This is a genomic window from Pedobacter psychroterrae, from assembly GCF_004331695.1.
Classification (GTDB): Bacteria; Bacteroidota; Bacteroidia; order Sphingobacteriales; family Sphingobacteriaceae; genus Pedobacter; species Pedobacter psychroterrae.
In genome coordinates this window covers 583,331-609,851 of sequence record NZ_SJSL01000001.1, presented here as the reverse complement: position 1 = coordinate 609,851, position 26,521 = coordinate 583,331, and the positions used below count along the sequence as shown (strand labels likewise).

19 protein-coding genes and 1 tRNA gene are annotated in these 26,521 nt (G+C 43.1%); 15 read left to right on the top strand and 5 right to left on the bottom strand.

The genetic code is table 11. The annotated features are described in order from the left end of the window. Positions 1 to 151 precede the first annotated feature (151 nt). On the top strand, positions 152 to 1,702 hold the full coding sequence (locus tag EZ437_RS02550) for a glycoside hydrolase family 10 protein (RefSeq protein WP_131595110.1): 1,551 nt from the start codon (positions 152 to 154) through the stop codon (positions 1,700 to 1,702). Between the two features lie 56 nt (positions 1,703 to 1,758). Here the strand turns inward: EZ437_RS02550 and EZ437_RS02545 are convergent, their stop codons facing one another. Genes EZ437_RS02545 through nagB form a run of 3 tightly spaced genes read right to left on the bottom strand, consistent with a single transcriptional unit; the run spans position 1,759 to position 7,738 of the window. Then, a complete protein-coding gene (locus tag EZ437_RS02545) occupies positions 1,759 to 4,626 on the bottom strand; it encodes a M16 family metallopeptidase (protein WP_131592940.1) in 2,868 nt (955 codons plus the stop codon). Between the two features lie 26 nt (positions 4,627 to 4,652). Further along, on the bottom strand, positions 4,653 to 5,807 hold the full coding sequence (locus tag EZ437_RS02540) for an acyltransferase family protein (protein ID WP_225869475.1): 1,155 nt from the start codon (positions 5,805 to 5,807) through the stop codon (positions 4,653 to 4,655). Between the two features lie 11 nt (positions 5,808 to 5,818). After that, positions 5,819 to 7,738, bottom strand: a complete 1,920-nt coding sequence (gene nagB / locus EZ437_RS02535) for a glucosamine-6-phosphate deaminase (RefSeq protein WP_131592937.1) — start codon at positions 7,736 to 7,738, stop codon at positions 5,819 to 5,821. A gap of 503 nt (positions 7,739 to 8,241) precedes the next feature. Here nagB and EZ437_RS02530 point away from each other — a divergent pair. The 6 genes from EZ437_RS02530 to EZ437_RS02505 all read left to right on the top strand — a co-directional run bounded on the left by EZ437_RS02530 (position 8,242) and on the right by EZ437_RS02505 (position 16,708). Further along, positions 8,242 to 9,441: an anhydro-N-acetylmuramic acid kinase gene (locus EZ437_RS02530; RefSeq protein WP_131592935.1), complete on the top strand. Its 1,200-nt coding sequence runs from the start codon at positions 8,242 to 8,244 to the stop codon at positions 9,439 to 9,441. Positions 9,442 to 9,574: 133 nt separating this feature from the next. Continuing rightward, a complete protein-coding gene (locus EZ437_RS02525; protein ID WP_131592933.1) occupies positions 9,575 to 12,643 on the top strand; it encodes a SusC/RagA family TonB-linked outer membrane protein in 3,069 nt (1,022 codons plus the stop codon). A 13-nt stretch (positions 12,644 to 12,656) separates the two neighbouring features. Beyond that, a complete protein-coding gene (locus EZ437_RS02520) occupies positions 12,657 to 14,147 on the top strand; it encodes a SusD/RagB family nutrient-binding outer membrane lipoprotein (protein ID WP_165500325.1) in 1,491 nt (496 codons plus the stop codon). Positions 14,148 to 14,157: 10 nt separating this feature from the next. Next, the gene (locus EZ437_RS02515) at positions 14,158 to 14,598 is read left to right on the top strand and encodes a hypothetical protein (RefSeq protein WP_131592929.1); all 441 of its coding nucleotides are present in this window, start codon (positions 14,158 to 14,160) and stop codon (positions 14,596 to 14,598) included. A 98-nt stretch (positions 14,599 to 14,696) separates the two neighbouring features. Further along, the gene (locus EZ437_RS02510; protein WP_131592927.1) at positions 14,697 to 14,912 is read left to right on the top strand and encodes a hypothetical protein; all 216 of its coding nucleotides are present in this window, start codon (positions 14,697 to 14,699) and stop codon (positions 14,910 to 14,912) included. Positions 14,913 to 15,001: 89 nt separating this feature from the next. After that, complete coding sequence (locus EZ437_RS02505; RefSeq protein ID WP_225869474.1) at positions 15,002 to 16,708, top strand: S41 family peptidase; 1,707 nt, start codon at positions 15,002 to 15,004, stop codon at positions 16,706 to 16,708. A 21-nt stretch (positions 16,709 to 16,729) separates the two neighbouring features. Here the strand turns inward: EZ437_RS02505 and EZ437_RS02500 are convergent, their stop codons facing one another. Both EZ437_RS02500 and EZ437_RS02495 read right to left on the bottom strand, forming a co-directional pair. Further along, positions 16,730 to 17,062: a 2Fe-2S iron-sulfur cluster-binding protein gene (locus EZ437_RS02500; protein ID WP_131592925.1), complete on the bottom strand. Its 333-nt coding sequence runs from the start codon at positions 17,060 to 17,062 to the stop codon at positions 16,730 to 16,732. A gap of 2 nt (positions 17,063 to 17,064) precedes the next feature. Continuing rightward, on the bottom strand, positions 17,065 to 18,075 hold the full coding sequence (locus tag EZ437_RS02495; protein WP_131592923.1) for an NAD(P)/FAD-dependent oxidoreductase: 1,011 nt from the start codon (positions 18,073 to 18,075) through the stop codon (positions 17,065 to 17,067). Between the two features lie 129 nt (positions 18,076 to 18,204). Between EZ437_RS02495 and EZ437_RS02490 the strand changes: the two genes are divergently transcribed. From EZ437_RS02490 to EZ437_RS02455, 8 genes are all read left to right on the top strand, one after another. Then, positions 18,205 to 18,951: a UDP-2,3-diacylglucosamine diphosphatase gene (locus tag EZ437_RS02490; RefSeq protein WP_131592921.1), complete on the top strand. Its 747-nt coding sequence runs from the start codon at positions 18,205 to 18,207 to the stop codon at positions 18,949 to 18,951. A gap of 128 nt (positions 18,952 to 19,079) precedes the next feature. Further along, positions 19,080 to 20,153 (top strand): peptide chain release factor 1, encoded by a 1,074-nt coding sequence (gene prfA, locus EZ437_RS02485; protein WP_131592919.1) that lies wholly within the window; start codon positions 19,080 to 19,082, stop codon positions 20,151 to 20,153. A gap of 86 nt (positions 20,154 to 20,239) precedes the next feature. Beyond that, positions 20,240 to 20,313, top strand: a tRNA-Asp gene (locus tag EZ437_RS02480). Positions 20,314 to 20,622: 309 nt separating this feature from the next. Further along, positions 20,623 to 21,867 (top strand): efflux RND transporter periplasmic adaptor subunit, encoded by a 1,245-nt coding sequence (locus EZ437_RS02475; protein ID WP_165500324.1) that lies wholly within the window; start codon positions 20,623 to 20,625, stop codon positions 21,865 to 21,867. A gap of 19 nt (positions 21,868 to 21,886) precedes the next feature. Further along, positions 21,887 to 23,338 (top strand): TolC family protein, encoded by a 1,452-nt coding sequence (locus tag EZ437_RS02470; protein ID WP_205942630.1) that lies wholly within the window; start codon positions 21,887 to 21,889, stop codon positions 23,336 to 23,338. A gap of 75 nt (positions 23,339 to 23,413) precedes the next feature. Then, the gene (locus EZ437_RS02465) at positions 23,414 to 24,082 is read left to right on the top strand and encodes an ABC transporter ATP-binding protein (protein WP_131592915.1); all 669 of its coding nucleotides are present in this window, start codon (positions 23,414 to 23,416) and stop codon (positions 24,080 to 24,082) included. A 21-nt stretch (positions 24,083 to 24,103) separates the two neighbouring features. After that, a complete protein-coding gene (locus tag EZ437_RS02460; protein ID WP_131592913.1) occupies positions 24,104 to 25,351 on the top strand; it encodes an ABC transporter permease in 1,248 nt (415 codons plus the stop codon). Next, positions 25,348 to 26,514, top strand: a complete 1,167-nt coding sequence (locus EZ437_RS02455; protein ID WP_131592912.1) for an ABC transporter permease — start codon at positions 25,348 to 25,350, stop codon at positions 26,512 to 26,514. Before EZ437_RS02460 ends, EZ437_RS02455 begins: the two co-directional genes overlap by 4 nt. The last annotated feature ends 7 nt before the right edge of the window (positions 26,515 to 26,521 follow it).

Here is a 26,521-nt window from a genome sequence, read left to right as displayed (position 1 = left end):
CGAACATAAATAAAATAAGACAAAAGATAAAAAAAACATTCAATTTGTAGGAGACCTAAAAAAAATTCGTTTACTTGCTAGGATAAGTACAGAAATGTGTTCTGTGCCACACACATGAAAACGAATTTTAAACTACCAACAATTTTAAATGATGCCTAAACTTACTTTTTATGCACTATTCTTGTTTTTAATATCACCTGCATTTCTTAATGCTCAAAATATATCAAAAATTGCTCCAAAAAGAGAATTCAGAGGGGTATGGGTAGCCACCGTCTCCAACATTGACTGGCCTTCAAGACCAGGACTGACCATTGATAAGCAGAAGCAGGAATTAATTGGCATTTTAGAACAGCACAAAGCAAATGGTATGAATGCCATTATACTACAGGTTAGACCGGCTGCTGATGCCTTTTATGCCAAATCCAGGGAACCATGGAGCCAGTGGCTCATGGGCAGACAGGGGCTGCCCCCGGCACCAGGTTATGATCCATTAGAATTTGCTATTAAAGAAGCCCATTTCAGAGGGATGGAGCTGCATGCATGGTTCAACCCGTACAGAGCCACAATGGGTGTTAATTCGGTGGTACATGAAAGCCATATGACCCGCAAACGTCCTGAGCTTTTTTTTACCTATGCAGGGAAAAAGCAGTTTGATCCGGGATTACCTGAAGTTAGAGAATATATTGTACAGGTTATACTGGATGTAGTGAAAGGCTATGATGTCGACGGCATACATTTCGACGATTATTTTTATCCTTATCCGGTGGCAGGGCAAAAGATCAGGGACGAAGCCACATTCGGCAAATACCCTAATGGGTTTACAAATGTAAACGACTGGCGCAGAAACAATGTCGATCTGCTGATCAAGCAACTGGACGATAGTATTCATCAATATAAAAAGTATGTTAAATTTGGGATAAGCCCATTTGGGATCTGGAAAAACAGCGCTGAAGATACATTAGGGTCTGCTACTAACGGCCTCTCCAATTATACCGAACTATTTGCCGATTCAAGGAAATGGGTTAAAGAGGGCTGGGTAGATTATATCAATCCCCAGGTTTATTTCAGCTTTACCAGAAAAGCTGCTCCGTTTGGTACATTGGTAGATTGGTGGAGCAATAATACTTTTGGCAGGCACCTGTATATCGGACAGGCGGCCTATCTCGTAAATCAAAAGATGGAAGCGGCATGGCGCCTGCCCGGTCAGATTCCTGATCAGGTAAGGTATATCAGGAATAACAACCGGGTACAGGGCAGCGTATATTTCAGTTCAAAATCTTTTTCTACCATAGCACGTGCCGCAGGTGATTCACTTAGGAATGATCTGTACAAACATCCTGCACTGCCCCCGCAGATGCCTTGGCTGGACGAGATCGTGCCTAATCAGCCTCAGCAACTTGCAGCAGATGCGATGGACGACGGAATCCATTTGAAATGGACTGCCCCGCATAAAGCGAGTGATGGGGAGACTGCTTCAGGATATGTAATTTATCGCTTCGAAGAAGGAGATAAGATCGATATTCTTAATGCCAGAAATATCCTGAAAATTAGTTTTGAGGACTATACATCTTTTATAGATACCACAGTGGAAAAGGGAAAAAGATATAATTACCTCGTAACAGCACTTGACCGACTAAGGAACGAAAGTGAACCCAGCGGTCCGGTAGGAGTGCAGACAAGGGAAGAACCGGCACCATTTTAAATGAAAGGCTGCAGCAAAGCTAAATAATCACGCTTTGCTACAGCCTTTTTTAAGCTTTATTTTTTCTCAGGTAATAAAACCAGACGAATGTAGTTATCCTCGCCAAGGTATTTCTGAGCCGCGGCCTTTGTCGATTCCGCAGAAATACCATCCAGTCTTTGCTGGTCTTTCAATAGCTGACCAAGATCTTCCCCATTTTTCAGGCGATTGGTGATGTAGTTCAGCCAGTAATTGTTATTGCGTAAGTTGAGCTCTATTTGTCTTTGCTCTTCAGACTTAAATTTACTGATATCGTCGGCTGACACACCGCTGACTTTAATCTTATTTACCTCGTCCAGAGACGCAGCAATCAATTTCTCAACATTTGCCGGAGAACAGCTAAATGAAATATTGAAATAATAATGTGCTGAGGGGTATTTTTCTACACTAAGGCTAATAGAAGGACTATACACGCCACTTTCCTTTTCACGCAAACGCTCCAGCAATTTTATTTCCAGTGCGGCCTTTAAAGCGTCCAGATGTACATTGTTTTCCGCATTAAACTCATAATCACCATGAATAAACAGTTCTACTGAAGCCTTATCTTCCAGGCCTTTATACACAGTTTTGCTGACCTTCCCTTTTGGTGCCCTGATCCCCGCATCTATATAATCCTGCTTTTTATTTAACGATGGCAGACTGGCTATATAAGTTTCAATAAGCGGTTTGATGGTCGCCATGTCAAATGCACCTACAATTACGAATGTCTGTTCACTTGCATCTGCAAAACGGTCTTTATAAAAAGCAAAAGCTTTATCTAAAGAAACCTCATCCAGATCTTCCAGGTTAAACGGCATAGCACGCTTATGGTACGAAGACAGCACTGCTTGGGTAGTGTCAGAAAAAACACTTTCCGGATCTGCATTCTTATTGGCCATGCCTACCTTAATGTCACTTATTTTCTTGTTGAAGATCTCTGCATCACTGCGCGGATTTGTAGCATACACGTATAACATTTGGAAGGATGTTTCCAGGTCTTTTGGAGAAGCACTCCCGCTAAAGCCCTGATAAAGGTCGCCAATATAAGTACCTCCGCGACCTGTATTACCTGCCAAAAGCTTATTTAACTGGGTTGGGTTGAATTCACCAACACCATTTTGTGCAATCAGGCCAACCATCTGGGCCGATTTAAATTCTGAATCATTTGCCAAGGACGTCCCGCCCTTTGAAAAAGAGCTAAAGATGATCTGATCATTTTTAAAGTCAGTTTTTTTCAGCAGCACTTTAATTCCATTGCTCAGCGTTAGTTGAGTAGCATCTATGTCCGCGATTTTTGTTTCGCTTAGAATCTTGCCTGCTGTAGGTTTTTTGTCAAGCAATGGCTTGTTCAAGGAATTGTCAACATATGCGGTAACAGCTGAACCTGCACTTTTAAGTGAAGCGACCAGTTGTGCTTCTGTAGGGAGTCCGGCTTTATCTTTTTCCGGAGCCTGTATGATCAGGATCTGGTTCTCTTTCGTTGTTAGTGTTTTTGCAAGCGCATTTACTTCAGCAAGGCTTATCGCTGCAATGGCTTTTTGCGTCTCCTCATACCTGAAATCTATAGAGGGAATGATTGTTCCGTTCAGGAAATTATTGAGATATTGTTGTACAAAATTAGAAGATGGTGTCTTGTCTTTTTCTTTAAACTGCTTTTCATTGCCTGCCAGGATGTTCTTTTTAGCCACTTCAAGTTCAGCAGCGACGAATCCGAATTTACTTATGCGCTCATTTTCTGCCAGCCCGGCTTCAAAAGCTTTTTGAAGTGTAGCGCCTGATGTTGAGGCAACTACAGTTTGAAATGCATTGATGCCAGTTACCAGGCCTCCCTGGTAAGGACCGTAATTACTTTGGGCAAAGATAAAGGGAGCATCTCCTTTTTGCAGCATTTCCTGCAACCTGGCGCCCAGCATACTGTTGATCATCGAATACATCAGCGATCTTTTGTAATCAGCAGTTGTTTTAGTGGTAACGCCACGCTGTTTATACATGATCATCGCCACATTGTGTGTTTGCTCCGGGTCGGTAATGATCTTCACCAGTGGTTCTTTATTGTCAGGAAGATCGTATTTTAGACGAGGTCTTGGATTTGCAGGATTGGTCAGTTCAGAAAAACTGGCTTTTATCAGCTGTTCCACTTCGTTTACATCAAAATCGCCTACTGCTATCACCGCCTGCAGATTTGGCCGGTACCAGTCTTTGTAGAAATTTCTGATCTTGTCGTGGGTAAAAGATTGTAAAATATCAATTTTTCCTATCGGAATACGGTTTTCGTAACGTGAGCCATTCAGTAATAAAGGCAACAACTGCTTGCTCGTCCGCTCCTGCAGGTTCTTGCCTCGCTGACGGTCTTCTTCAATAATCACACCACGCTCTTTATCAATCTCTTCGCCTTCCATGATCACTTTTCCTGCCCAGTTAGCGAGGATCTTAAATCCGTTTTTAAATACAAGTACACTATCTGTGGGAATGGGCAGCTGGTAAACAGTCTGGTTAAAACCTGTATAGGCATTTAAATCAGCTCCAAAGCGTACACCTGCCTTTTGCAGATAATTAATCATTTCATTTTTCGGAAAATCTTTAGTGCCGTTAAATGCCATATGCTCAGTAAAATGGGCAAGACCCTGTTGGTCATCATCTTCCATTAACGAGCCAATACTTGTAGCGAGGTATAGCTCAGCCCTGTTTTTAGGCTCAGCATTTTTCCGGATGTAATACGTCAGGCCATTTGACAATTTGCCGATCTTAACATCAGGATCATTGGGAATAATGGTACCTTCCATCTTTTTAACTACTGTTGCTGTTGGTTTCTTAGCAACGATAGTTTTCTTTTGGGCATAAGCGGGGGCGTTTAAAGCCATAACGGCGACCAATCCGAATCCCAGGATATTAATTTTTTTGTTCATGAATTATAAAAGTTAGGTTCGCTAAATTAAACTTTTATAATGATTTTTTTATTATACATGAACCAAAGAATTACTAACCAGAACAATACTGTAGAGACAGCCCACAACAAAGAAGCATTTACAGGAGAGAAATTACTGGCATAACCACTGTACAGCAACGAATATACATTTGTTTCTCCATTCACTGTGTTTATCCGGATGATACTCAGTATCTGGGGTAAGATTCCGGACAGAAAGTAAACAGTGATGGCATTTACTCCATAAACCACGAAGGGTTTCGTAAATCTGTTGTATTTATTTACATCGATTATCCAGTAACTCATAGCCAGTACCATGGTAGCCAAACCACCTGTATATAATACAAATGAGCTGGTCCATAGTGCTTTATTAATAGGGAATTGCAAATCCCATAACAAGCCCAGTACAACGGCGGCACATCCCGTCGAGAATAACCAGGATACTTTAACAGCATCCGGCACATCCTTTCTTTTTAAATATGCGCCAACCAATATGCCAAACAGACCGGTGGCAATAGCAGGAATTGTACCAAGTAAGCCTTCAGGGTCCCATGTCTTTGATGAGCTCCATAAGTGTGCTTCTGTAAATATGCTGCGATCCAACCATGCGCCAAGATTGGTTTCCTTTCCAAGATTTGCGGGGCCTGTACCAGGTACGGGTACAAACGTCATTAATGCCCAATAGACAGCTAGTAAAAGGACAAAAAGCATCCTCAGGTTCTTTAGGGAGACCTTTAAAAAAAGGACCGCAGAAATGAAAAATACCAGGGCTATTCTCTGCAATACACCGGGTATCCGCATTCCTTGCAGAGATTCAACCGGTTTGGTAAAGACCTCAGGAAATAAGGTCAGGAATAAGCCAAGTCCAAATAATATCAATGCCCTTTTTAAAGCTTTGAAAATGGTTTTACCATGTGTGGCCGGATTTTCTTTCTTGCTACCCATCGCAAAAGCGATAGAAACACCGACAATGAAAAGGAAAAATGGGAATACCAGGTCTGTTGGTGTGCAACCATGCCATTCGGAATGCTCCAGTGGCGCATAAATATGACCCCAATCGCCGGGATTGTTTACCAATATCATGGCTGCTACGGTAGCCCCTCTGAAGAAATCCAGAGAAAGCAGCCTTATCGGGGCCATCCCGGCGGTTTGGGATTGTTTCATATCATGAGTATTTAAAATTTATAGCGTACAAATGCTTCCATCGCCTCGTATTCTGCCAGCCCAAGATCATCATAGGCCTGTGCGGTTTCCCGGTTTCTGTCTTCTGCCCTTTTCCAGAATTCCCTTGCATCATCTCCTGGAAATACAGCCCTGTCTTTTTGCGACTGATGTTTGAAGATAGCGAATTTTTTTCGTTCTACTTCCTGCGGACTGAGCGGCACAGCCATTTCAATTTCATGTGTCTCAAATTCCTGCCAAGCTCCACGGTACATCCATAGCCAGCAATCCTGCACCCAGCTTTCTGTTTTTTCCAGTCTTTTCAACGCATTTAGAATGATGTTGAAGCATACAATGTGTGTGCCGTGAGGATCTTCAAAATCACCTGCGGCAAAGATCTGATGAGGTTTTATTTTCTGAAGCAGTTCCATGGTTAGTACCACATCTTCGTCAGTAATCGGGTTTTTAGTGTTTTTACCACTTTCATAAAATGGCAGGGCCATAAAATGGATATGGTCATCATCCAGGCCGCAATACCTTGCGCCAGCTATAGCCTCACCCTTTCTGATCAGCCCTTTTACCGTTTGTATCTCAGGGGTATCAACCTGGTTAGGTTGCTTACTTTCCATGAAAGAGCGCATGTTCTGATACATGTCTTTCAGTTGCTGTTTGTCGGCGCCAATTTTTTCTGAAAAGTCTATGTTAAACTCAACAAAGCGAAGTACGTCATCATCCCATACCGCAGTATTGCCTGATGTCTGATAGGCCACATGTACATCATGCTGCTGATCTACCAGGCGGATAAAAGTTCCTCCCATTGAGATCACATCATCATCTGGATGAGGAGAAAAGATCACCGCCCGTTTCTTCGCAGGTTCAGCCCGCTCAGGTCTTTGTGAGTCGTCTGCATTGGGTTTACCGCCCGGCCAACCTGTAATGGTGTGTTGTAGTTTATTAAAAATATTTATGTTGATGTTATAAACCGGACCCCTGTCTACTGCAAGCTGGGCCATTCCATTGTTGTTATAATCGTCTTCAGTAAGTTTTAAGACAGGTTTTTTTAGGTAGTTGGCCAGCCAGATCACTGCTTTTCTGGTCAGTTTTTCATCCCAAACGCAATCCTTAACCAACCACGGTGTATCAAAACGGGTAAGTAGTGAGGCAGCATCCTGGTCTAAAATAAACTCTACATTGTCTGAAAGCTGTAAGTAAGTAGCAGGAACTTCACTGGAAATTTCTCCTTCTACTGCTTTTTTAATGATTGACCCCTTTTTCCTGTTCCAGGCCATCAGGATGATCTCCCTTGCTTTGAAAATCGTACCGATACCCATGGTGATGGCTTTGGTGGGCACGAATGACTTGCCGCCAAAATCGCGGGCCGCATCACGTCTGGTCAGGTCGTCCAGTGTTACCAGTCGTGTACCTGAGTTTGGTGCCGAACCCGGCTCATTAAAGCCAATGTGGCCGGTACGTCCGATACCTAAAATCTGAATGTCCAATCCTCCCAGGTCGCCTATCTTTTTCTCGTACTCAAGGCAAAATGCGGGGATCTCTTCCAGGCTCAGTGTCCCATCAGGAATGTTTACATTGCTTTTATCAATGTCAATGTGGTCAAATAGATTTTCATTCATGAACGAGACATAGCTTTGTGCCGCCGATGGATGCATTGGGTAGTATTCATCCAGGTTAAAGGTGATTACATTTTTAAAGCTCAGCCCTTCTTCTTTATGCATCCTTACCAGTTCTGCATAAACTGCTATTGGCGTAGCCCCGGTTGCTAATCCCAGCACTGTCTGGGTGTTGTTTTTTTGTTTTTCCCTGATAAGGTCTCCTATTCTTTTTGCTACACTTAGTGATGCCTGCTTAGGATTTTCAAAGACAGAAACCGGTAATTTTTCAAAACGCGTTTCTTCCAGAAGATTTAATCTTGCCATTTATTTGTTATTAGAGGTTGTACGGAGCAGTAAATATACCTGTCAGTATTGACTTAATCAAATTTTTAAAAAGTTTTTATTTCTTTTTAATTACTCAGCGTAATCCACTAATAAAAAAGCTTTTTTATGGCCATGTTCAATCGTTTGCGTGGTATGATATTTGATCAGGAAGAATAGTCAACTCCTCGGCAAATTTTCTATATAATTCTTGATTTGGGGTTAGTTCAGGAACTACGAAAAGGAATTTAAACGCCAGAAACACACGGATATGTTTATAAATTATAACGGTTGTATAGGTGCTTTCGCACTGTTGTAGGTGAATCCGGTTTGAGTGCCGAGTGAGTCCGGTGTGAGTCCGGTTTTTTACACAAAAAACCGGACTCACACCGGACTTATAATTTAGTTATTAAGGACTCATTGAGAACGATTATACAACCCAATAAGTTTGCTGCCTATTACAGGTTCGTACATGTTCGAAACAGTATTACTATATTTGCGATGGTATGAACTCAAATATAAAGAAGATTTTTGACATAGTTAACCAACCTGAAAGGCTGATCATCGGCCTGATGTCCGGAACCTCATTAGATGGCCTGGACATAGCACTGTGCAAAATCAGTGGAAGTGGTGCGGACACAAAAGTTAGCGTTTTAGCGTTTAAGACTATTTCCTATTCTAATGAGTTTAAGGCCGATATTAAAGCAGTTTTCTCCCGCCGGGATGCTGATCTTCAATTGGTGTGCATAATGAACGAACGGATCGCACTGGTCCATGCAAATATGATCTTAGAAGCTATTGAGGAATGGGGAAAGACCGCATCTGATATAGCCGCCATCGCAAGCCACGGACAAACTATCTTTCATGCTCCGGCATCTTTGCATCGCATGCCTGGTTATCCTAATGCCACACTGCAGATTGGCGATGGCGATCATATTGCCGTAACCACAGGTATCATTACCATCTCTGATTTTAGACAGAAGCATGTTGCTGCGGGTGGAGAGGGTGCGCCCCTGGCAGTATATGGTGATTATCTCATCTTCTCTAAGAAAGGCCAGAACCGTGTAATGCTCAATATCGGCGGGATTGCAAATTTCACCTACCTGCCGGGGGACAATGATGCGGCCAAAGTGTTTTCTACTGATGTTGGTCCGGGTAATACAATGATGGACCAATATGTACAAAAGCATTATCCAGGCTTATATTGTGATAAAGATGCTGCTATAGCAAGTCTTGGAGTGGTCAATGCCCAATTGCTCAATGCTTTAATGCAAACTCCTTTTTTAAAAATGGATTTTCCTAAAACCACGGGTCCTGAATTGTTTAATCTGCAATATCTTGAGAATGCACAAATGGCTTCAGGTACGCTGCTGATAAAAAAAGAGGATGTCATGGCTACACTCTGTAGCTTTTCTGCAAGAGTGATTGTAAATGCAGTAGAGAAATGTTTTGGAAGAGAGGCGGACCCTGTTATTTACATGAGCGGGGGCGGAATGCACAATCCTTTACTCCTGAAAAAAATTAAAGCTGGACTTGCGAATGCAAGGTTTTCAACAACAGCCGAGCTGGACATTAATCCAGATGCTAAGGAAGCGGTACTATTTGCGGTGCTAGCCAATGAGACTTTAGTTGGCGAGCCAATTGATTTTGGCGGCAGGCCGGGTGTGCCTTCGGTATGTATGGGGAAGATTTGTCTGCCTTACTAATGAGCAAGTTATAACTAGGCTAATTGAAAATTTTTTAGGATATTTACTAATGAGCCTGTTTTTGCATGGGTAACTGCGTGCATCAGCAAGCTCGATTATAAACTAACCTAAGTTTTATTCAATCCCTATTTCTATGAAAAGAAAACTATCGTTGCTTTTTATGGGCCTTTTTTTCTTAACCTCCCAGGTTATGGCCCAGCAAACCACAATTACCGGAAAAGTTACCTCCTCTGATGATGGGGGCGGAATACCAGGTGTTTCGGTCAAAATTAAAGGAACCAATACTGCTACGCAGACCAGCAGTACGGGAACCTATTCCATCCAGGCATCTCCTGCGGATATTTTAGTGTTTAGTTACATCGGTTTTTCCGTCCAGGAAAAGCCGGTCGGAACAGCAAAATTAATTGATGTGGTGTTGTCATCAGATACTAAAGACCTGAATGAGGTCGTCGTCACGGCGTTTAACATCGCCCAGGACAGGAAATCCATCAATTATGCCGTCCAGACTGTTGGCGCAAAAGACATTGCGGAATCCCGGCAGCAGAACATTGTCAATGCCCTGCAAGGGAAGATAGCTGGTGCTGTCATTACCAGTTCAGGAGGTGGTCCGGGAGAAGGGGCGTCCATCATTTTAAGAGGCGGGACATCCCTGGACGGAGATAATCAACCGCTTTTTGTAGTGGATGGCGTTGCGCTGGACAACAGTTCTTTTGTGGAGTCGCTTGCACCGGGTGCGGGAAGTGGTTTTAACGGCATTCTGGGACGAAGCTTAGGGACACCAAACAGGGCCTCAGACATCAATCCTGATGACATTGAAACGGTGACCGTGCTGAAAGGGCCTGCAGCCGCTGCATTGTATGGGCTCAAAGCAGGTAACGGGGCAATTATCATTACCACCAAAAAAGGTAAAACAGGATCTACCAGTATCGTCTATAACAACCTGTTTTCCTGGGATAACGTAATGCGGCTGCCTGAAACGCAGTCTGTTTATAAACAGGGGACAGGTGGGATATTTGCGGCAACCAGCAGAGATTCTTATGGATCAGAATTTTTGCCTGGAGAGCAGATTTATGATAATCTGGGAACGTTCTTCAGGACGGGAACCTCGCAGACGCATAATCTAAGTGTATCAGGAGGATCTGAAAAGTATACCTTCCGGTTCTCCGCTTCTCATTCAGAACAGAATGGTGTGGTTCCCAAAACTGAGTACGGGAAAACTTCTGTGAGACTTTCTGGGAGTGCGATAGCCAGTGAAAAGTTTTCGGTAACGGGATCAGCAAATTACATGAGGTCGACAGGCAGACGGCCCTTGCAAGGACCGGGATTGTTTGGAGGCTCCGGAGGGTTTTTGGTCAGCATTTTTAACTGGCCGAAGAATGATGATATGAAAGACTATTTAAGTCCGGATGGCACCAGGAGGAGATTGATAGCCCTCACAACCGCCGACATAGACAATCCATATTTTACCATAGACAGAAATCCCCAGACGGATGTCAATGACCGGTTTTTAGGAACGGCCGGGCTGGAGTACAAGCCGTTTGACTGGTTAAAGGTTAATTATACCCTGGGAACAGATTTTTACACAGAGCGAACACAGAGTGTCCGTGCTGTTGGTACTTCGTTGCCCAATAACCAGAACGGAGGTATAGGACATACGGTAAATTCCTTTCAAAGTTTGACGTCAAACTTGATTCTTACAGCAGAGAAGACATTTGGAGATTTTTCTACATCATTAATTGTAGGTAATGCAGTAGATCAGACCAGGTTTAATACCGTTGATTATTTAGGGTTGATCTTCCAAAACCCTGATTTCATCAGTATCAATAATACAGTTAACAGAAGCCTGATACAGCGTAATTCCATCAGGAGGATTATTGGGGCATTTGCTAGTTTAAATGCAGACTGGAAAAAAACGGTCTTCTTAAATATTACCGGCCGTAATGACTGGTCTTCCACGCTACCGGTCAAAAACCGCTCATTCTTTTATCCTTCTGTAAGTTTGGGATATGAATTTACTAAATCCCTGGCGCTTGATGATGACAGCTGGCTTAGCTATGGTAAGATCAGGCTTTCTTATGCAGACGTAGGTAAGGATACTGCGCCTTATCGTCTCAGATCTCCTTTGGCTTCTAATACATTTATCGGAGGCGGATTTAGGTCTGGTTTTTTTGGCAACAATCCCGAGCTGAAGCCTGAGACCAGAAGGTCTTACGAGGTTGGTCTGGATATGCAGTTTCTAAAGAATAGATTAAGGCTGGATGCTACTCTGTACAGGGACCGTACCGTAGAACAGATCATCGCCCCAAGGGTTAGCCAGGCTACAGGATATATCCTTCAATACATCAATGGAGGTGTAGTAGAGAATAAAGGTATAGAACTGATGCTTTCTGGAACCCCAATACAAGGACGGGATTTTAACTGGGACATTAGTTTCAACTTTGCAAGGAACTTCAATGAAGTGCTGTCATTACCGTTTCCCCTTACTATTTTAAGGAATTCTGATGCTTCTATCATTAACGTAGCTGAAGGGGCTTCTTATCCGGGAAAATCGGTGACATCCATCAGCGCTACTGACTATATAAGAGATCCGCAGGGTAGGATTATTATCGATGCAAATGGCTATCCGACATTCAATACACTGTTTTCTTACGGTGGCGACAGGGCACCGAAGTTTACGCTTGGTCTTAACAACACCTTTAGATATAAAAATGCAGAGATGAGCTTTTTGGTTGATATCAGGAAAGGCGGAGACGTGATCAATGGAAATGAATGGGAGTTGGTAAGAAGTGGCCTGAGTATGCAGACTGCAGAGAGAGGTAAGCTGGCAGTGTTTGAGGGCGTTGTGAAAAATGCAGATGGTAGTTTTAGCGAAAACACCAAACAGGTGGAGCTGACACAAGGTTATTTTGAGAATAACCTGGCAGGCGTGGGAACGGCCTTTATAGAGGATGGATCGTGGATCAGATTGAGAACTGTAACCGTAAACTATACGCTTGATAATAAATATACCCCAAGGGTATTTTCAAACCTCAACATATTCCTTACCGGAAGAAACCTGTTGCTGTTTACCAACTATTCCGGTATAGATCCTGAGGTTGGTGTGTCTGGCGCAGGGGTAAGAGGCGGCGGATCGGCAGGGTTGGACTACGGTGGCGTACCTAGTCGCCGGGGTTTTGATTTGGGCTTAAAGGTTGGATTTTAATTAAATGTCGATTATGAAAAAGATTATATTAATGATAACAATGGTATCGGTATTTACGATCTCATCTTGTAAGAAAGGGTTTTTGGATGTCAATACGGACCCTAATAACCCGACAGAAACAACACCGAATTTCCTGTTGCCTAGTATTATTTCAAATAGCCTCGTAATGCAGGCATTTGAGTCCTATCAGATGACAGGTCTATTCACACAAAATATAGGCAGAAGAGGTGCGCCAAATAGCGGTGTGGAGCAGTTTTTTCTTGCACCTAATGTGCGGCCATTTCAGGATACTTACCAGATCGTCGGGACTAATATTCCGCCGATGATACAGATTGCGCAGAATGAAGGATCTGCTTATTATGTGGGTGCGGGCAAAGTGATGTTTGGAATGATCTTGGCACACGCAACGGACCTGCTGGGCGACATCCCTTATACAGAAGCATTTCAACCCGCATTGACTATATCTCCAAAATATGATAAGCAGGAAGAAATTTATGCCGTGGTAGATAAGTTGCTGGACGAAGGAATTGCAGAGTTTCAAAAGCCCGCCACCCAAAACACCAGGCCATTCTATATCACTGCTCCCAGCATTAGCGGAGACATACTGTACAAAGGTGTAACGGCCACCTGGATCAAGTTTGCCTATGCGCTAAAGGCAAGGCAGGCCAATCACCTCACTAAAAAAGCGAATTATGATCCGAATCTTGTGTTAAGTTATATAGATAAGGCAATTTCGTCAAATGCTGAAGATGCGCAGTTACAATACCAGTTGGTAACGAGTACTGTGCTGAATTCTACCAATGTGTTTGGCGCTACGCGTACCAACATGGCGGCCATTACTTATGGCCGGTTTTTTATTGAAATGCTGAACGGGAAGAATCTGCTGGGTAATGAAGCCTTACCAGATGACCCCAGGCTGCCCATTATGGCTACTGTAGCTAGCACAGGGACTCAGCCGGGAGCTAATAATGCACAGGCTATCCCTGTAACTGCTCCTTCGGATTTTTATAGTAGCTGGTATGCAAATGATATTGGCGTGTATCCAGTGGTAACGAATGCAGAAGTCCGTTTTATTGAAGCTGAAGCTGCGTTTAGGGCTGGGGCTGCTACAAAAGAGCGGGCATTTACTGCTTACAAAGCCGGAATAACTGCACATATGGATAAAATTGGGGTAGCTGTACCTGCCAGAAATGCCTATCTGGCTTCAGCAGCGGTAGCACAGAGTGCAGCAGCTTTGACACTTAAAAACATTATGGAGCAGAAATACATCGCCTTATTCATGAATCCGGAGAGCTGGGCTGATATGAGAAGGCTGGATTATAGCCAGGACATCTATACCGGGCTGTATTATCCGACCGGTGCGAATCCAAATGCTAAAGGAGGATACCCAAGAAGGACGCTGTATCCGCTAACGGAAATACAGCTGAACCCGGCAGAGGTAGAAAAACAAGGCGGCAATGCTCAAGATTATTTTCTTTTGCCACTATGGTGGAACGTTCAATAAAACAGATCAAATGAAAAATATACATATATACCTGGCATTTGCCATACTAGGACTCCTGGCTGCCTGTGACCGGACAGAAGATCCCATCTATAACAAGGTTTCAGACGACCGCTTTCCTGTGATTGTGTCTAATACAAATTTTGTAACACCTTCCGTTCCGGTAGCGGGTTACGACAAAGGCGCAGCATTAAAGATTGAGTTTCAGTATAAGGCCACAGACCCTATAAAGGAAATTCAGTTTTATGAGAAGATTGCTACGGCCGACTCTGTCCTCATTTCAACGATACCATATGCGCCATCATTTTCGACGGTTAAAAATGCAGATACACTGATTTACAATTATGTTGTGCCCGCTGCAATTGCATCTGGGACATCGGTCGTGTTCAGGGGTAGGGTAGTGAATGTAAATGGGCTGACAAAAGACAGGACCTTTAGTTACAAAATCAAATAACTGTCAGAGGCTGATAAGGAAAAGGCCTTTCTTCATTAAATTGGAGAAGGTCTTTTTCTTTGCTGTTATTTTCCTATTTTTGTACACAAATAACAGATATGGCAAGTTTTACACTTACTCCTGAGACCTGGACAAAGGTTAAGATCAAATTTCTTAGAAAATACCGTGATTTGGCACAGTTAGATCTTTCTTTCACACCCGGACAGGAAGACCAGCTGGTACAGCAACTGATGGGCTTGGTAAAGAGAGACCAGGAATACGTTGAATTTACCATTAAAAAAGCATTGGCTGATCCTGACGGTAACAGGTTGTAGTTTTTTCGCTTCCTTTATCCTGCGCTAAGGGTCTTTAAATTGCATTTAAAAACTATTTTAGCTAAGTTTACTTAATATCAGATAAGTGAATGATGAAAAAATACAAATTTGCCGCCGGATTTATTCTACTAGCTTTCGCCTCTTTAACATGGTCTTTTAGAGAAGACCTTTTTCAAGTTTCAAAAAACCTCGACATTTTTGCTTCTCTATATAAAGAAGTCAATATCAACTATGTGGATGAAACAAACCCGGCCGATATGATGCGGACAAGCATTGATGCAATGCTTGAAAGGCTTGATCCTTATACTGAGTACATTCCCGAATCTGAAATCGAAGATTATAAACTTAAATATGTCAGCACACAATATGGTGGTATCGGTGCGGCTACGGTATTTATAGAAGGCAAATTATTTGTAAATGAGGTAAGTGAAGGTTATCCTGCAGATAAGCAAGGGGTAATGCCCGGAGATCAGGTTGTAAAGATCAACAATAATGAAGTAAAAGGGAAAGACCGGACACAGATCAGCCAGTTGTTGCGCGGACCTCGGGGTTCGGAGGTGGAGTTGCTCATCATAAGAGAGGGGGCTGTAATTACGAAAAAGCTCGTGCGGGATGAAATTAAACAGCCCAATGTAAGTTATTCGGGTATGACAGAAGAAGGTATTGGATACATACGCCTGGATAAGTTTTTAGAAAATTCAGCGCAGGAAGTGAAAGATGCGGTGACGGTCTTAAATAAGCAGCAGCCCAAAGGGATGATACTGGATTTGCGGTATAATGGGGGTGGTATTTTGCAGGAAGCAGTTAAAATAGTCAACCTGTTTGTTGGCAAGGATGTGCTGGTTGTAACGCAAAAGGGCAGAAATCCGCAGAAAACCGTTACTTACAAAACATTTAGTGAGCCAGTGCTGCCGCAGATCCCCTTGGTCGTACTTATTGGTGGTTCGTCAGCCTCAGCTTCTGAGATTGTAGCTGGCTCTTTGCAGGACCTGGACAGGGCGATCATTGTTGGCCAGAGAAGTTATGGTAAGGGACTGGTGCAGCAAACCTTCAATTTACCCTACAACAGTCTGGTAAAAGTTACGGTTGCTAAATATTTTACACCCTCGGGAAGGTGTATACAGGCACTTGACTATGCCCATAAGGATGCGAATGGCAAGACATTGAAGTTTGCAGATTCCCTGGCAAATAAGTTTAGCACTAAAGTGGGAAGAAGTGTTTATGATGGCAATGGCGTGTACCCTGATGTGTTTGTGGAGAATAACAAGCTTAGTCCGGTTACTGTATCAATCCTGACAAAAAACCTGTTCTTTGACTATGCCAATGAATATAAGAAAAAGAATAAATCGATTGCCCCTGCCGCAAGCTTTAAGATAAGTGATGCAGATTATGATCAGTTCACAGCTTCTTTGGCCAATAAGGATTATTCTTATATTTCCCGTACGGAACGGTTGCTGTCCGATCTTCGTGAAGAGGCCGAGAAAGAAAATAAGTTGAATGTGGTGAAGGCCGATCTTGAAGACCTGAAGGATAAAATGCTTGGGGCTAAAAAAACAGAGCTGATCACCCATAAACCTGAAATAAAAAGGCTATTGGAAACCCAGATCGTAAGCAGGTATTATTATGAGCGGGGCAAGGTGATGCAGGCATTTCAATATGATAAAGAGCTTACTGCAGCAAAATCATTGCTGAGCAATAATACGAAAATGCTGGCCATACTAAAAGGGGAAGGGGAATACAAAACCATAGGAAGCCCTGCCAAAGCAATAGCTGCAGCTGCAGTCTCAAATGATTAACTTACTTTATACGCGGCTTGATTACTCTGAACTGCCGTGCAGTTTGACAACCAGACCGTCCATAGCCGGATTTAGCTGAAGCTGACAAGCAAGCCTTGAATTTGGAAGCAGGTCTGGCAGGGTGTCGAGCATGGCATATTCATCGTCTGTCATCTCGTTTAGCTTTTCTTCACCTTCAAGTACATCTACACAGCAGGTAGCGCAGAGCGCCATACCACCGCAGGTAGCAAGAATATCGTACTCACATGCCTTAAGGTATTCCATCAGGCTTAGGCCCATGTCAACGGGAGCTTCAAGGGTAGTTAAGCTCCCGTCTGGATTTTGGACGTGTATGTTAATGTTGTTGTCTTCCATGTTTAAAATTCTGATACGCCGTTTACAGTGGTGTATTTCATGGTGTATTTTATTCCCGGGTTCATGTACTGATACGCGCTATGGCTCATCAGGGCAGCCTCGTGGAAACCACAAAGGATCAGTTTTAATTTGTTTGTGTAAGTATTGATGTCGCCGATGGCATAAATACCCGGGATGTTGGTCGAATAATCGTCGGTATTTACTTCAATGGCACTTTTGTTGATGTTAAGGTTCCATTGTTCTATAGGGCCCAATTTAGGGCTTAAGCCGAAAAGTGGGATCAGGTGATCGGCGGCTACGTTGGTTACTTCCAGTGATTTATTGTGTATGATCTCTACGTTTTCCAGTCTGCCTGCTCCGGTTACAGAATTCAGGTTGCTGTTCAGGATAAGGTTGATCTTTCCACTTCCAGCAAGTGCCATCACCTTATTTACAGAATCCGGCGCACCGCGGAAGCTTTCACTTCTGTGTACCAGCGTAAGTTCAGAAACGATATCAGCCAGGAAGATGGTCCAGTCAAGCGCAGAATCTCCGCCACCTGCAATTACCATTTTCTGGTCGCGGTATTGTTCCGGATCGAGGATCATATAATTGACACCTTTTCCGTTTTCAAAGTGTTCAAGACCTGATACAGCTGGCTTACGAGGCTCAAAACAACCTAATCCACCGGCAATAACAACCACTTTGGATTCAATAACTGTGCCCATATTGGTAGTAAGCACAAAATCACCTTCGGCGCGTTTTTCTAAACCTTCTATGCGCTCCCCTAAGGTAAAGCCCGGATGGAAGGGTTTTGCCTGCTCCATTAAATTATCTATCAGTTCCTGTGCCAGCACAGTAGGATAGCCCGGGATGTCATATATAGGTTTTTTAGGGTATATTTCAGATAATTGCCCGCCTACCTGAGGTAAATAATCAATTAAATGACAGCGCATTTTAAGTAATCCTGCTTCAAATATTGCAAATAAACCTACGGGTCCGGCGCCTATAATGGCTATATCAGTAGAAATCATGTGTTTAAAATTTGTGCGAATTTACGAACTTTTGTTATTAATAAAGATTCTATTTATTAATATTCTACATAATCTGTAGAACTTCTGAAAGAGAAGCGCGCTGATATTTTGTTTATCTTTGTTTTACTGATGACTAAGAACATATATTTTGCTTCTGATTTCCATTTTGGTTCACCTGATTTTGCGGAGAGCCGTAAGCGTGAAAACCGTGTGGTGCGGTGGCTTGATGAAATATCACCTAGATGTGCTGAGCTCTTTTTGATGGGCGATATATTTGATTTTTGGTTTGAGTATCAAACGGTTGTCCCCAAAGGTTTTGTCAGACTGCAGGGAAAGCTTGCCTCCATGTCTGATGCCGGCATCAAGATTTATTTTTTCAAAGGCAATCATGATATGTGGGTCAATGATTATTTTACTAAAGAGATGGGCATTGAAATTGTCAGCGATGAGCTGATCATTGAGCGGGAAGGTAAAACATTCTTTTTACACCATGGTGACGGATTGGGGCCGGGCGACCCTAAGTATAAAATACTTAGAAAAATATTCAGAAATCCAGTATGTCAGTGGTTGTTTGCGTTGATTCCGCCAAGGATAGGTCTTGGTATAGCAAATGCATGGTCAAGCAGCAGTAGGGCGGCGAGTAGCCAGGAAGAGGTATTTATGGGTGAAGATAATGAATGGCTGGTCACCTATGCCAAGGAGCAGTTAGCCAAAACGCATTATGACTATTTTATATTCGGACACAGGCATTTGCCACTGGATCTGGATCTGGGAGGTGGAAGCAGATACATCAATACTGGGGAATGGCTAAAGTTTAATTCTTATGCGGTTTTCGACGGTAAGCACTTAAGTCTTAAATATTTTGAAAAAGAATAACGGGTTTGTCATCATTAACTGAAAAAGCCGTATTTTTGCTGCCCGAATAAATCAGTCGTTGCTCTGAGCAGGTGATAGCCTTATAGCTGTCAATGTTGCAAAGCGATAAATAAAATCTGAAAATAGATATGTTAGAAAAATTAGAAGCAATTAAGCTGCGGTGGGAAGATGTTGAGGAGCAGTTAAGTAATCCTGACACGATGCAGGATATGAAACGTTTTGCAGCTTTAAATAAGGAATATAAAGATCTGGGGAAGATTGTGGACGAGTATAGAGTCTACAAGAATGTGATGAGCAATATTGATGCAAACAAAGAAATCCTTAGTACAGAAAAGGATCAGGAGATGCGTGAAATGGCCAAGGAGGAATTAGATCTGTTGCTTACGCAACAGGAAGAGATGGAAGAACGGGTAAGGCTGATGTTGATTCCTAAAGATCCTGAGGATGCCAAAAATGCAGTGTTTGAGATCAGAGGTGGTACCGGAGGTGATGAAGCTGCGTTATTTGCAGGCGATTTATATAGAATGTACAGCCGTTTCTTTGAGCAAAAAGGCTGGAAGGTAGAAACTGTGGATGTGACCGAAGGAACTGCAGGTGGCTATAAGGAGGTGATCCTGAAAGTTAATGGTGAGGATGTTTACGGACAGCTAAAATATGAATCAGGTGTGCACCGTGTACAGCGGGTTCCAGATACAGAAACGCAGGGCCGTGTGCATACTTCTGCAGCATCAGTTGCTGTGCTGCCTGAAGCAGAGGAGATTGATCTTTACATCAATCCTGGAGATATTGAGTTGCATACCTCACGCTCTGGTGGTGCTGGTGGACAAAATGTAAACAAGGTAGAGACTAAAGTGCAGTTAACACATAAACCATCGGGGATAGTAGTGGTTTGTCAGCAAGATCGTTCTCAGTTGGGTAACAGAGTTATTGCCATGGAAATGCTGCGCAGTAAATTATACGACATTGAGCTTCAGAAAAAGAACGGCGATATAGCTGCAAGACGTAAGACGATGGTGTCTACGGGTGACAGGTCTGCTAAGATCAGAACATACAATTATCCACAGGGAAGGGTTACAGATCACCGCATCGGACTGACGCTTTATAACCTAAATGGAGTGATGGACGGGGGTGTTCAGGAGCTGATTGATGCTTTACAGTTTGCAGAGAATGCAGAAAAGATGAAGGAAGGTTCTGTAAATTAAGGTTTTGTGATTATTTTAAAATAAATATTGCGAATTAAATTAATCGCGCTATATTTGCAATCCCGAAACGAAAGAGAAGGGAAAACGGACCGGTAGTTCAGCTGGTTAGAATGCCGCCCTGTCACGGCGGAGGTCGCGGGTTCGAGTCCCGTCCGGTCCGCTCAAAAGGTGTAAAAACCAAACAAAAGCCTGCAATCGTATGATAGCAGGCTTTTTTGTTTTCCTTAGGCACCAAATTCAGGATTTCTCATCTCATAGGTAAGTAACCCGGTGAGTCACCAAAGTCAGCTAACTTGACGCACCGAATCAAGTCTGGATTAAATAACCACGGTACGTTTTGATCGGCCACTTTGAAACATACTGTCCACAATGATACAGTTTGATTTTCCTGATATTATTTAACTATCTGATAATTAATAATTTAATTATGGCATTTCTATTGGAATACAAGGTTCAAATTAATAATAATATGGACCGTGAAATTTCAGCCAAACAGCGAAGGCAGCGTAGCGTGAAAATATATCTGATTGTCGTCATAGCATCGGCTGTTTCTGCTTTGGCATTTGTATACATTAATGGTATGGTTGAACCCGTTATAAACCGCAGTGATTTCAAGACATCAGTTGCGGAATCTGGCGTAGTGGAAGCAACAGTACCGGCATCGGGTATCATTATGCCGGAGTATGAGCTGACCATCAGTTCGCCAGTAAATGCAAAGATAGAACAGGTGATGTTTAATGCAGGCGAAAAGGTTCTTGCTGGTCAGTCGATTTTGAGGCTGAACAAAGAGTCTTCTGTACTGGCATTTGAAAAGCTGAATGAGGAACAGCACGTAAACCGCAATAAAATATATCAGATGTCATTGGAACTGGAGAAAAGCCTTGATGAACTGAAAACACAATTTGCGATCAAAGAAATGAAGATCAACAGCCTGGAGACGGCTTTGGAACATGAGCAATCACTCCTGGATATTGGGGGGAGTACGCAAGAGAATGTAAAGCAGGCTCGGTTGACATTGAATGTAGCGAAACTGGAACTGACACAGATCAAAAACCAGATTGAAAACCAGAAGGCGACGATGAAAGCCAACCTGAAAAGTCTGGGCTATGAAATCAATATCCGTGAAAAAGATATTAAAGGGATTAATGACAAATTGAAAGGCGCCGCAATTTCTTCGCCAAGAAACGGGGTAATCACCTGGGTAAACAGCAAAATTGGTGCAGATATTAACGAAGGCGAAGAGTTGGTACGCATTGCTGATTTGAGCAGTTTTAAAGTGGAGGCCAGTATTTCCGATACCTATGCCAACGAGGTAAAAACCGGCAGAACAGCCATGATCAGGATAAATAAAACAGACCTCCGGGGCAATATCAGTAATGTGCAGCCTGCAGTTGAAAATGGCACGGTAAAGTTTTCTGTCAGTATAAGTGACAAGAGCTCTAAACTGCTGCGTTCTAATCTAAAGGTTGATGTTTTCGTCATCACTTCCTATAAGGAACGCGCGACGAGAATAAAGAACGGCCCGGCCTTTAACGGGTCCGAGGAACAACAGATTTTTGTTCTGAAAGGAAATGAGGCTATACGGCGAAAAATAAAAACCGGGGAAAGCAATTCCGATTTCATCGAAATATCGTCTGGTATACAGCCTGGGGAAAGCGTGATCATCTCAGATATGCAGGATTTTATCCATCTGGAAAAGGTTAAGGTTAAATAGCCATAGATAAAAGAGAGCCATGATCAAATCAATGATAATTATCGCCGGTTTATTTTTGCCGGCAACGGTGATGAGCCAAAGTCTTCAGGATACTGTTAAATTAAAGCTGACTGAAGTAATTAAGATTGCCAGGGCACGCTCTACTGCTTCAGTACAGGCAGCTACTATACGTGAAAACCAATATTGGCAGTATAAGACGTTTAAGTCTAATTATAGCCCTCAATTGAGCCTTGATGGTACCTTGCCCCAGTTCAGTAAAACCAATATCCCGGTGATCCAGCCAGACGGAACGGTAGAATTTAGGCCGGTGACCAATGACAATTCACAGCTGAATTTAGGATTGACACAAAATATCGGTCTAACAGGCGGTCAGGTGTTTCTTGGGTCGAATGTGCTGCGGTTTTCAGATTTTGACCGCAGGCAGACCCGATACAATGGAAACCCATTGGTTATCGGTCTGAACCAGCCCTTGTTTGCATTCAACGCCCTGGCCTGGGATAGAAAGATCGAACCTTTGCGCTACGAAGAATCACAGAAGAAATATAAAGAGGATATGGAGCTGGTGGGACGCGATGCTTCTGAGCTTTTTTTCAGCCTGCTGATCGCGCAGATTAACCGCGATATCGCTGCCAGAAACTTGTCCAACAACGAAACCATATATAGGATCGGTGAAGGTAAAGCCGCACTGGGACGGCTTTCTAAAGACGAGCTGCTGCGCTTAAAACTTGGCGTCTTAAATGCACATAAGGCATTGGCCCATGCTAATGTAGATGCTGAAACCGCAGATCTCCAGTTAAAATCCTTTATCGGTTTTTCAGAAGCTAACCAGATTAAGCTTATCCTTCCGGAAGACCTGCTGACTTTCAGGATTGATAAGGAAGTTGCAGTTGAGCAGGCAAGGAATAACCGTCAGCAGGCCATAGAGTTTAAAAGGGCCTTACTTGAAGCGGATAAGGAGGTAGCAAAAGCAAAAGGTGAGAATGGGCTTAAAGTCAATTTGTTCGGGACTTTTGGGCTCACTAACGTGGCTGACCGGCTGCCCGGGATCTATGCCGATGCCAGAGACCAGCAGGAAATCCGGCTGGGGTTTCAAGTCCCCATCCTTGACTGGGGTCGTTCGGCCTCACGGATCAAAACAGCACAGTCAAACCGCAAGCTGGTAGAAGCCAGGGTAAAACAGGCCCAGATCAACTTTGAGCAGGAGATTTATACCACACTAAGACAATTGTCGATGATACAGGATCAGATGAAGACCAATGCAGAGGCCGATGTAACGGCCAGTCAGCGTTTTGAAATTGCAAAAAAGCGGTACTTTCTGAATGACCTGAGCATCACTGATCTGAACATCGCATTGCAGGAAAAGGATCAGGCGCGCCGTGATTATGTCTTCTCCTTAAAGAGCTTTTGGAATGCCTTCTTTAATCTCCGGGTGCTGACACTTTATGATTTTGCAACCAATACAAAAATCTGATTTAAACCAATCTATATAAATATCCGGAAAGCACAAATATGAAAATCTTAATTTAGAAACATAACCCAGACAGAAATGATAAAGTTAACAGAGATAGAAAAAATTTACCGTACCACTACGATCGAAACAACTGCCCTCAATAAGATCAACATCAATATTGACAAAGGAGAGTTTGTGGCCATTATGGGCCCCTCAGGTTGTGGCAAAAGTACGCTGCTCAATATCATCGGTTTACTGGACACTCCGACGGGGGGCACTATCAATATCGATAATCAGGCTGTAACTTCCCTTAGCCGTAAAAAGCTAGCCGTATTCAGAAACCTGAAGCTTGGATTTATCTTTCAAAGCTATCACCTGATCAACGATCTTTCGGTAATAGACAATGTGGAGCTGCCGCTTCTGTACCGGAGTGGTATCTCCGGTGCCGAAAGGCGCAAAAGAGCCCTGGAAGCACTTGGGAAAGTGGGATTGAGTGCGCGGACGAAGCATTACCCGAACCAGCTTTCGGGCGGACAGCGTCAGCGTGTGGCCATTGCACGTGCCATTATCGGGAATCCGGAAATCCTGCTTGCTGATGAGCCTACCGGGAACCTGGACAGTGCTATGGGAGAGGAAGTCATGAATTTAATGCTGAACCTGAATAAAACAGACGGGACGACCATCGTCATGGTGACCCATGATGCTCAAATGGCGAAAAAGACACAGCGGATCATTCACTTCTTTGACGGGCAGCAGGTCAGTTAAACCAGATTTAAAATCGTTATCATGCTAAAAAATTATATCAAACTCACATTTAAAATAATGCTTCGTAAGAAGTATTATACTGCACTCACGCTGATAGGCATTAGTCTTACCATCATGATCATCGTGATATTCGCCTCGTTTATCGATCAGATCGTCAGTGCAAACAAACCGGAAGTTAACCGGGACCGGACCCTGATACTGGACAAACTCTCCATTTATAAGGATGGTAAAAAGAACAATGCAGTACCCAGCATCAACTTCCTTCGAAAGAACATAGGCAATCTCGAGAGTACAAATGCTATTTCCTATTTTTCCGGCATCGGGTTCATTTCGTCTCTTAACGGAAAAACTGCGGGACACATGCTGACTTTTACCGACGATAGCTTTTGGAAGATCACCGACTTTGAATTCACTGAAGGGAAGCCTTTTTATTCCGCAGAGGTAAAAAAAGGTACGAGAGTGGCTGTGATCAATGAAAAAACAAAATCCTATTTCTTTAATGAAAAAGAAGCTCTGGGTAAGGACATTGCTATAATGGGTTTATCTTATAAAGTAATCGGCATCGTCAAATCTGCAACGCCGTTTAGCAGGGTTTACGCGGATGTTTATGTACCCTATACTACGGACGTCAATATTCAACGCAAAAATGCCGCAATTGAGGGATCTTACAGTGCGCTGCTTTTGTCCAAAACAACCGATCTGCGAAAAGTACGTGCAGAGTTGCGAAACCGCCTGAGAAAACATACGTTTTCGGATGCAGATTCTGTAAAAGCACATGCCTTTACAGCTTTAGAGCAATTTTCAAAAAGCACTTCGGCCGATGATGCTGAACCGCAGTATGGAAAAACAGCAATGATTGTCTTTATCATTCTGACGCTTTTCATGCTTATTCCGGCAATCAGTCTGATCAACCTTAACGTGACACGTATCGGGGAAAGGGCAGAGGAGATCGGCGTGCGGAAGTCTTTCGGGGCAACGTCGGGCGATCTTGTAGGGCAGCTGGTGATTGAAAATGTGATCATCACCCTGATCGGCGGAATGATAGGCCTGGGTCTGTCAATTTATGCTTCACAATTGCTCGTACACTTCATCAATACTTTTGATCCGCTTTTCAAAATGGAGACCGGCAGTTTTATGATCAGCTGGCGGGTGTTTGGCTTCTGCCTTTTCAGCTGTCTGCTGCTTGGTCTCATCTCCGGAGTTTATCCAGCCTGGAAAATGTCTCGTATGAATGTGATTTATGCACTAAAAGGAGGAAATAACTTATGATCCTGCACTTATTTAAAATGATCCTGAACCGGAAGAAGACCTATTTTTTTCTATTCCTTCAGTTATTTGTGGCCTTTATGGCTATGTTTCTGGTCATGGGCCTCAACATGAAAAAATTCAGTAATTATTTCCAGCCGCTTGGATATACTTACGAGGATGTCTGGCTTGTAGAGCCTGATTTTCAAAATGTACCGGAAGACAAGAAAGCTGAATACAGCAGCCTGATCCTTGACAAGCTCCGGGCGATCAAGGAAGTGGAAGTGGTCAGCGCGGCGCAAGTCATTCCTTTCCAGCAATGGGGCAGTGAGGAAAAGATCACCTACAAAAAACAAGTCATTACGGCCCTGAAGTTTGAAGTGGATGAGCATTATCAGGATGTTATGGGTATTGGCCTGGTTGAAGGGCGCTGGTTTACTGCAAAGGACTATGTGTTAAATTCCATACCCGTGGTGATCAGCCGGGATCTTGCGGAACGGGATTTTAAAAATGAAAGTGCACTTGGTAAAACCATTTTGATTGGCGATAAAACTGCGCAGATTATTGGTGTTTCGGAAGCGGTCAGAGAAAATAGCTCTGCCAATTTAAACCCGGGATTTTTCATGCCGCTTCAAACTGCAGCGGGCAAATACCTCCTGAAATCAGAAAACACAGAAAACTTTCAGTTGCTCGAAGATAAAGTCAGAAAATCGGTAACTTCGGTTGGTGCCGCAGATATCCGGATCAAACAAAATATATCACTTGGCCTGATCAAGAAATACGCGCACAAAACTGACTACATCCAATTGAGTATAACATTTGTCGTATTTGTTTTCTTGCTGATCAATGTGTTTCTTGGTATTTCAGGAATGTTCAGCTATAACCTGTCTAAACGTAAGGCTGAGGTTGGATTGCGGGTCATCCTGGGCGCGAGTCCAGGTCAGATATTGATGCAGTTTCTTGGAGAATCCATGGTTCTCACTACCCTGGGTATTTTACCGGGAGTGCTGATTGCTGTTCAAATGCTAATTATGCAATATTTTGAACCTTACACCAACGAATACTATGGGATTTTAAGTATCATGTGCTCAGCCATGTTTTTATACCTGCTCATGTTGAGCTGTGCTTTTTATCCAAGTTTAAAGGCAACCCGGCTTAACCCATCCGATGCGTTACATGAAGAATAAACTGTTT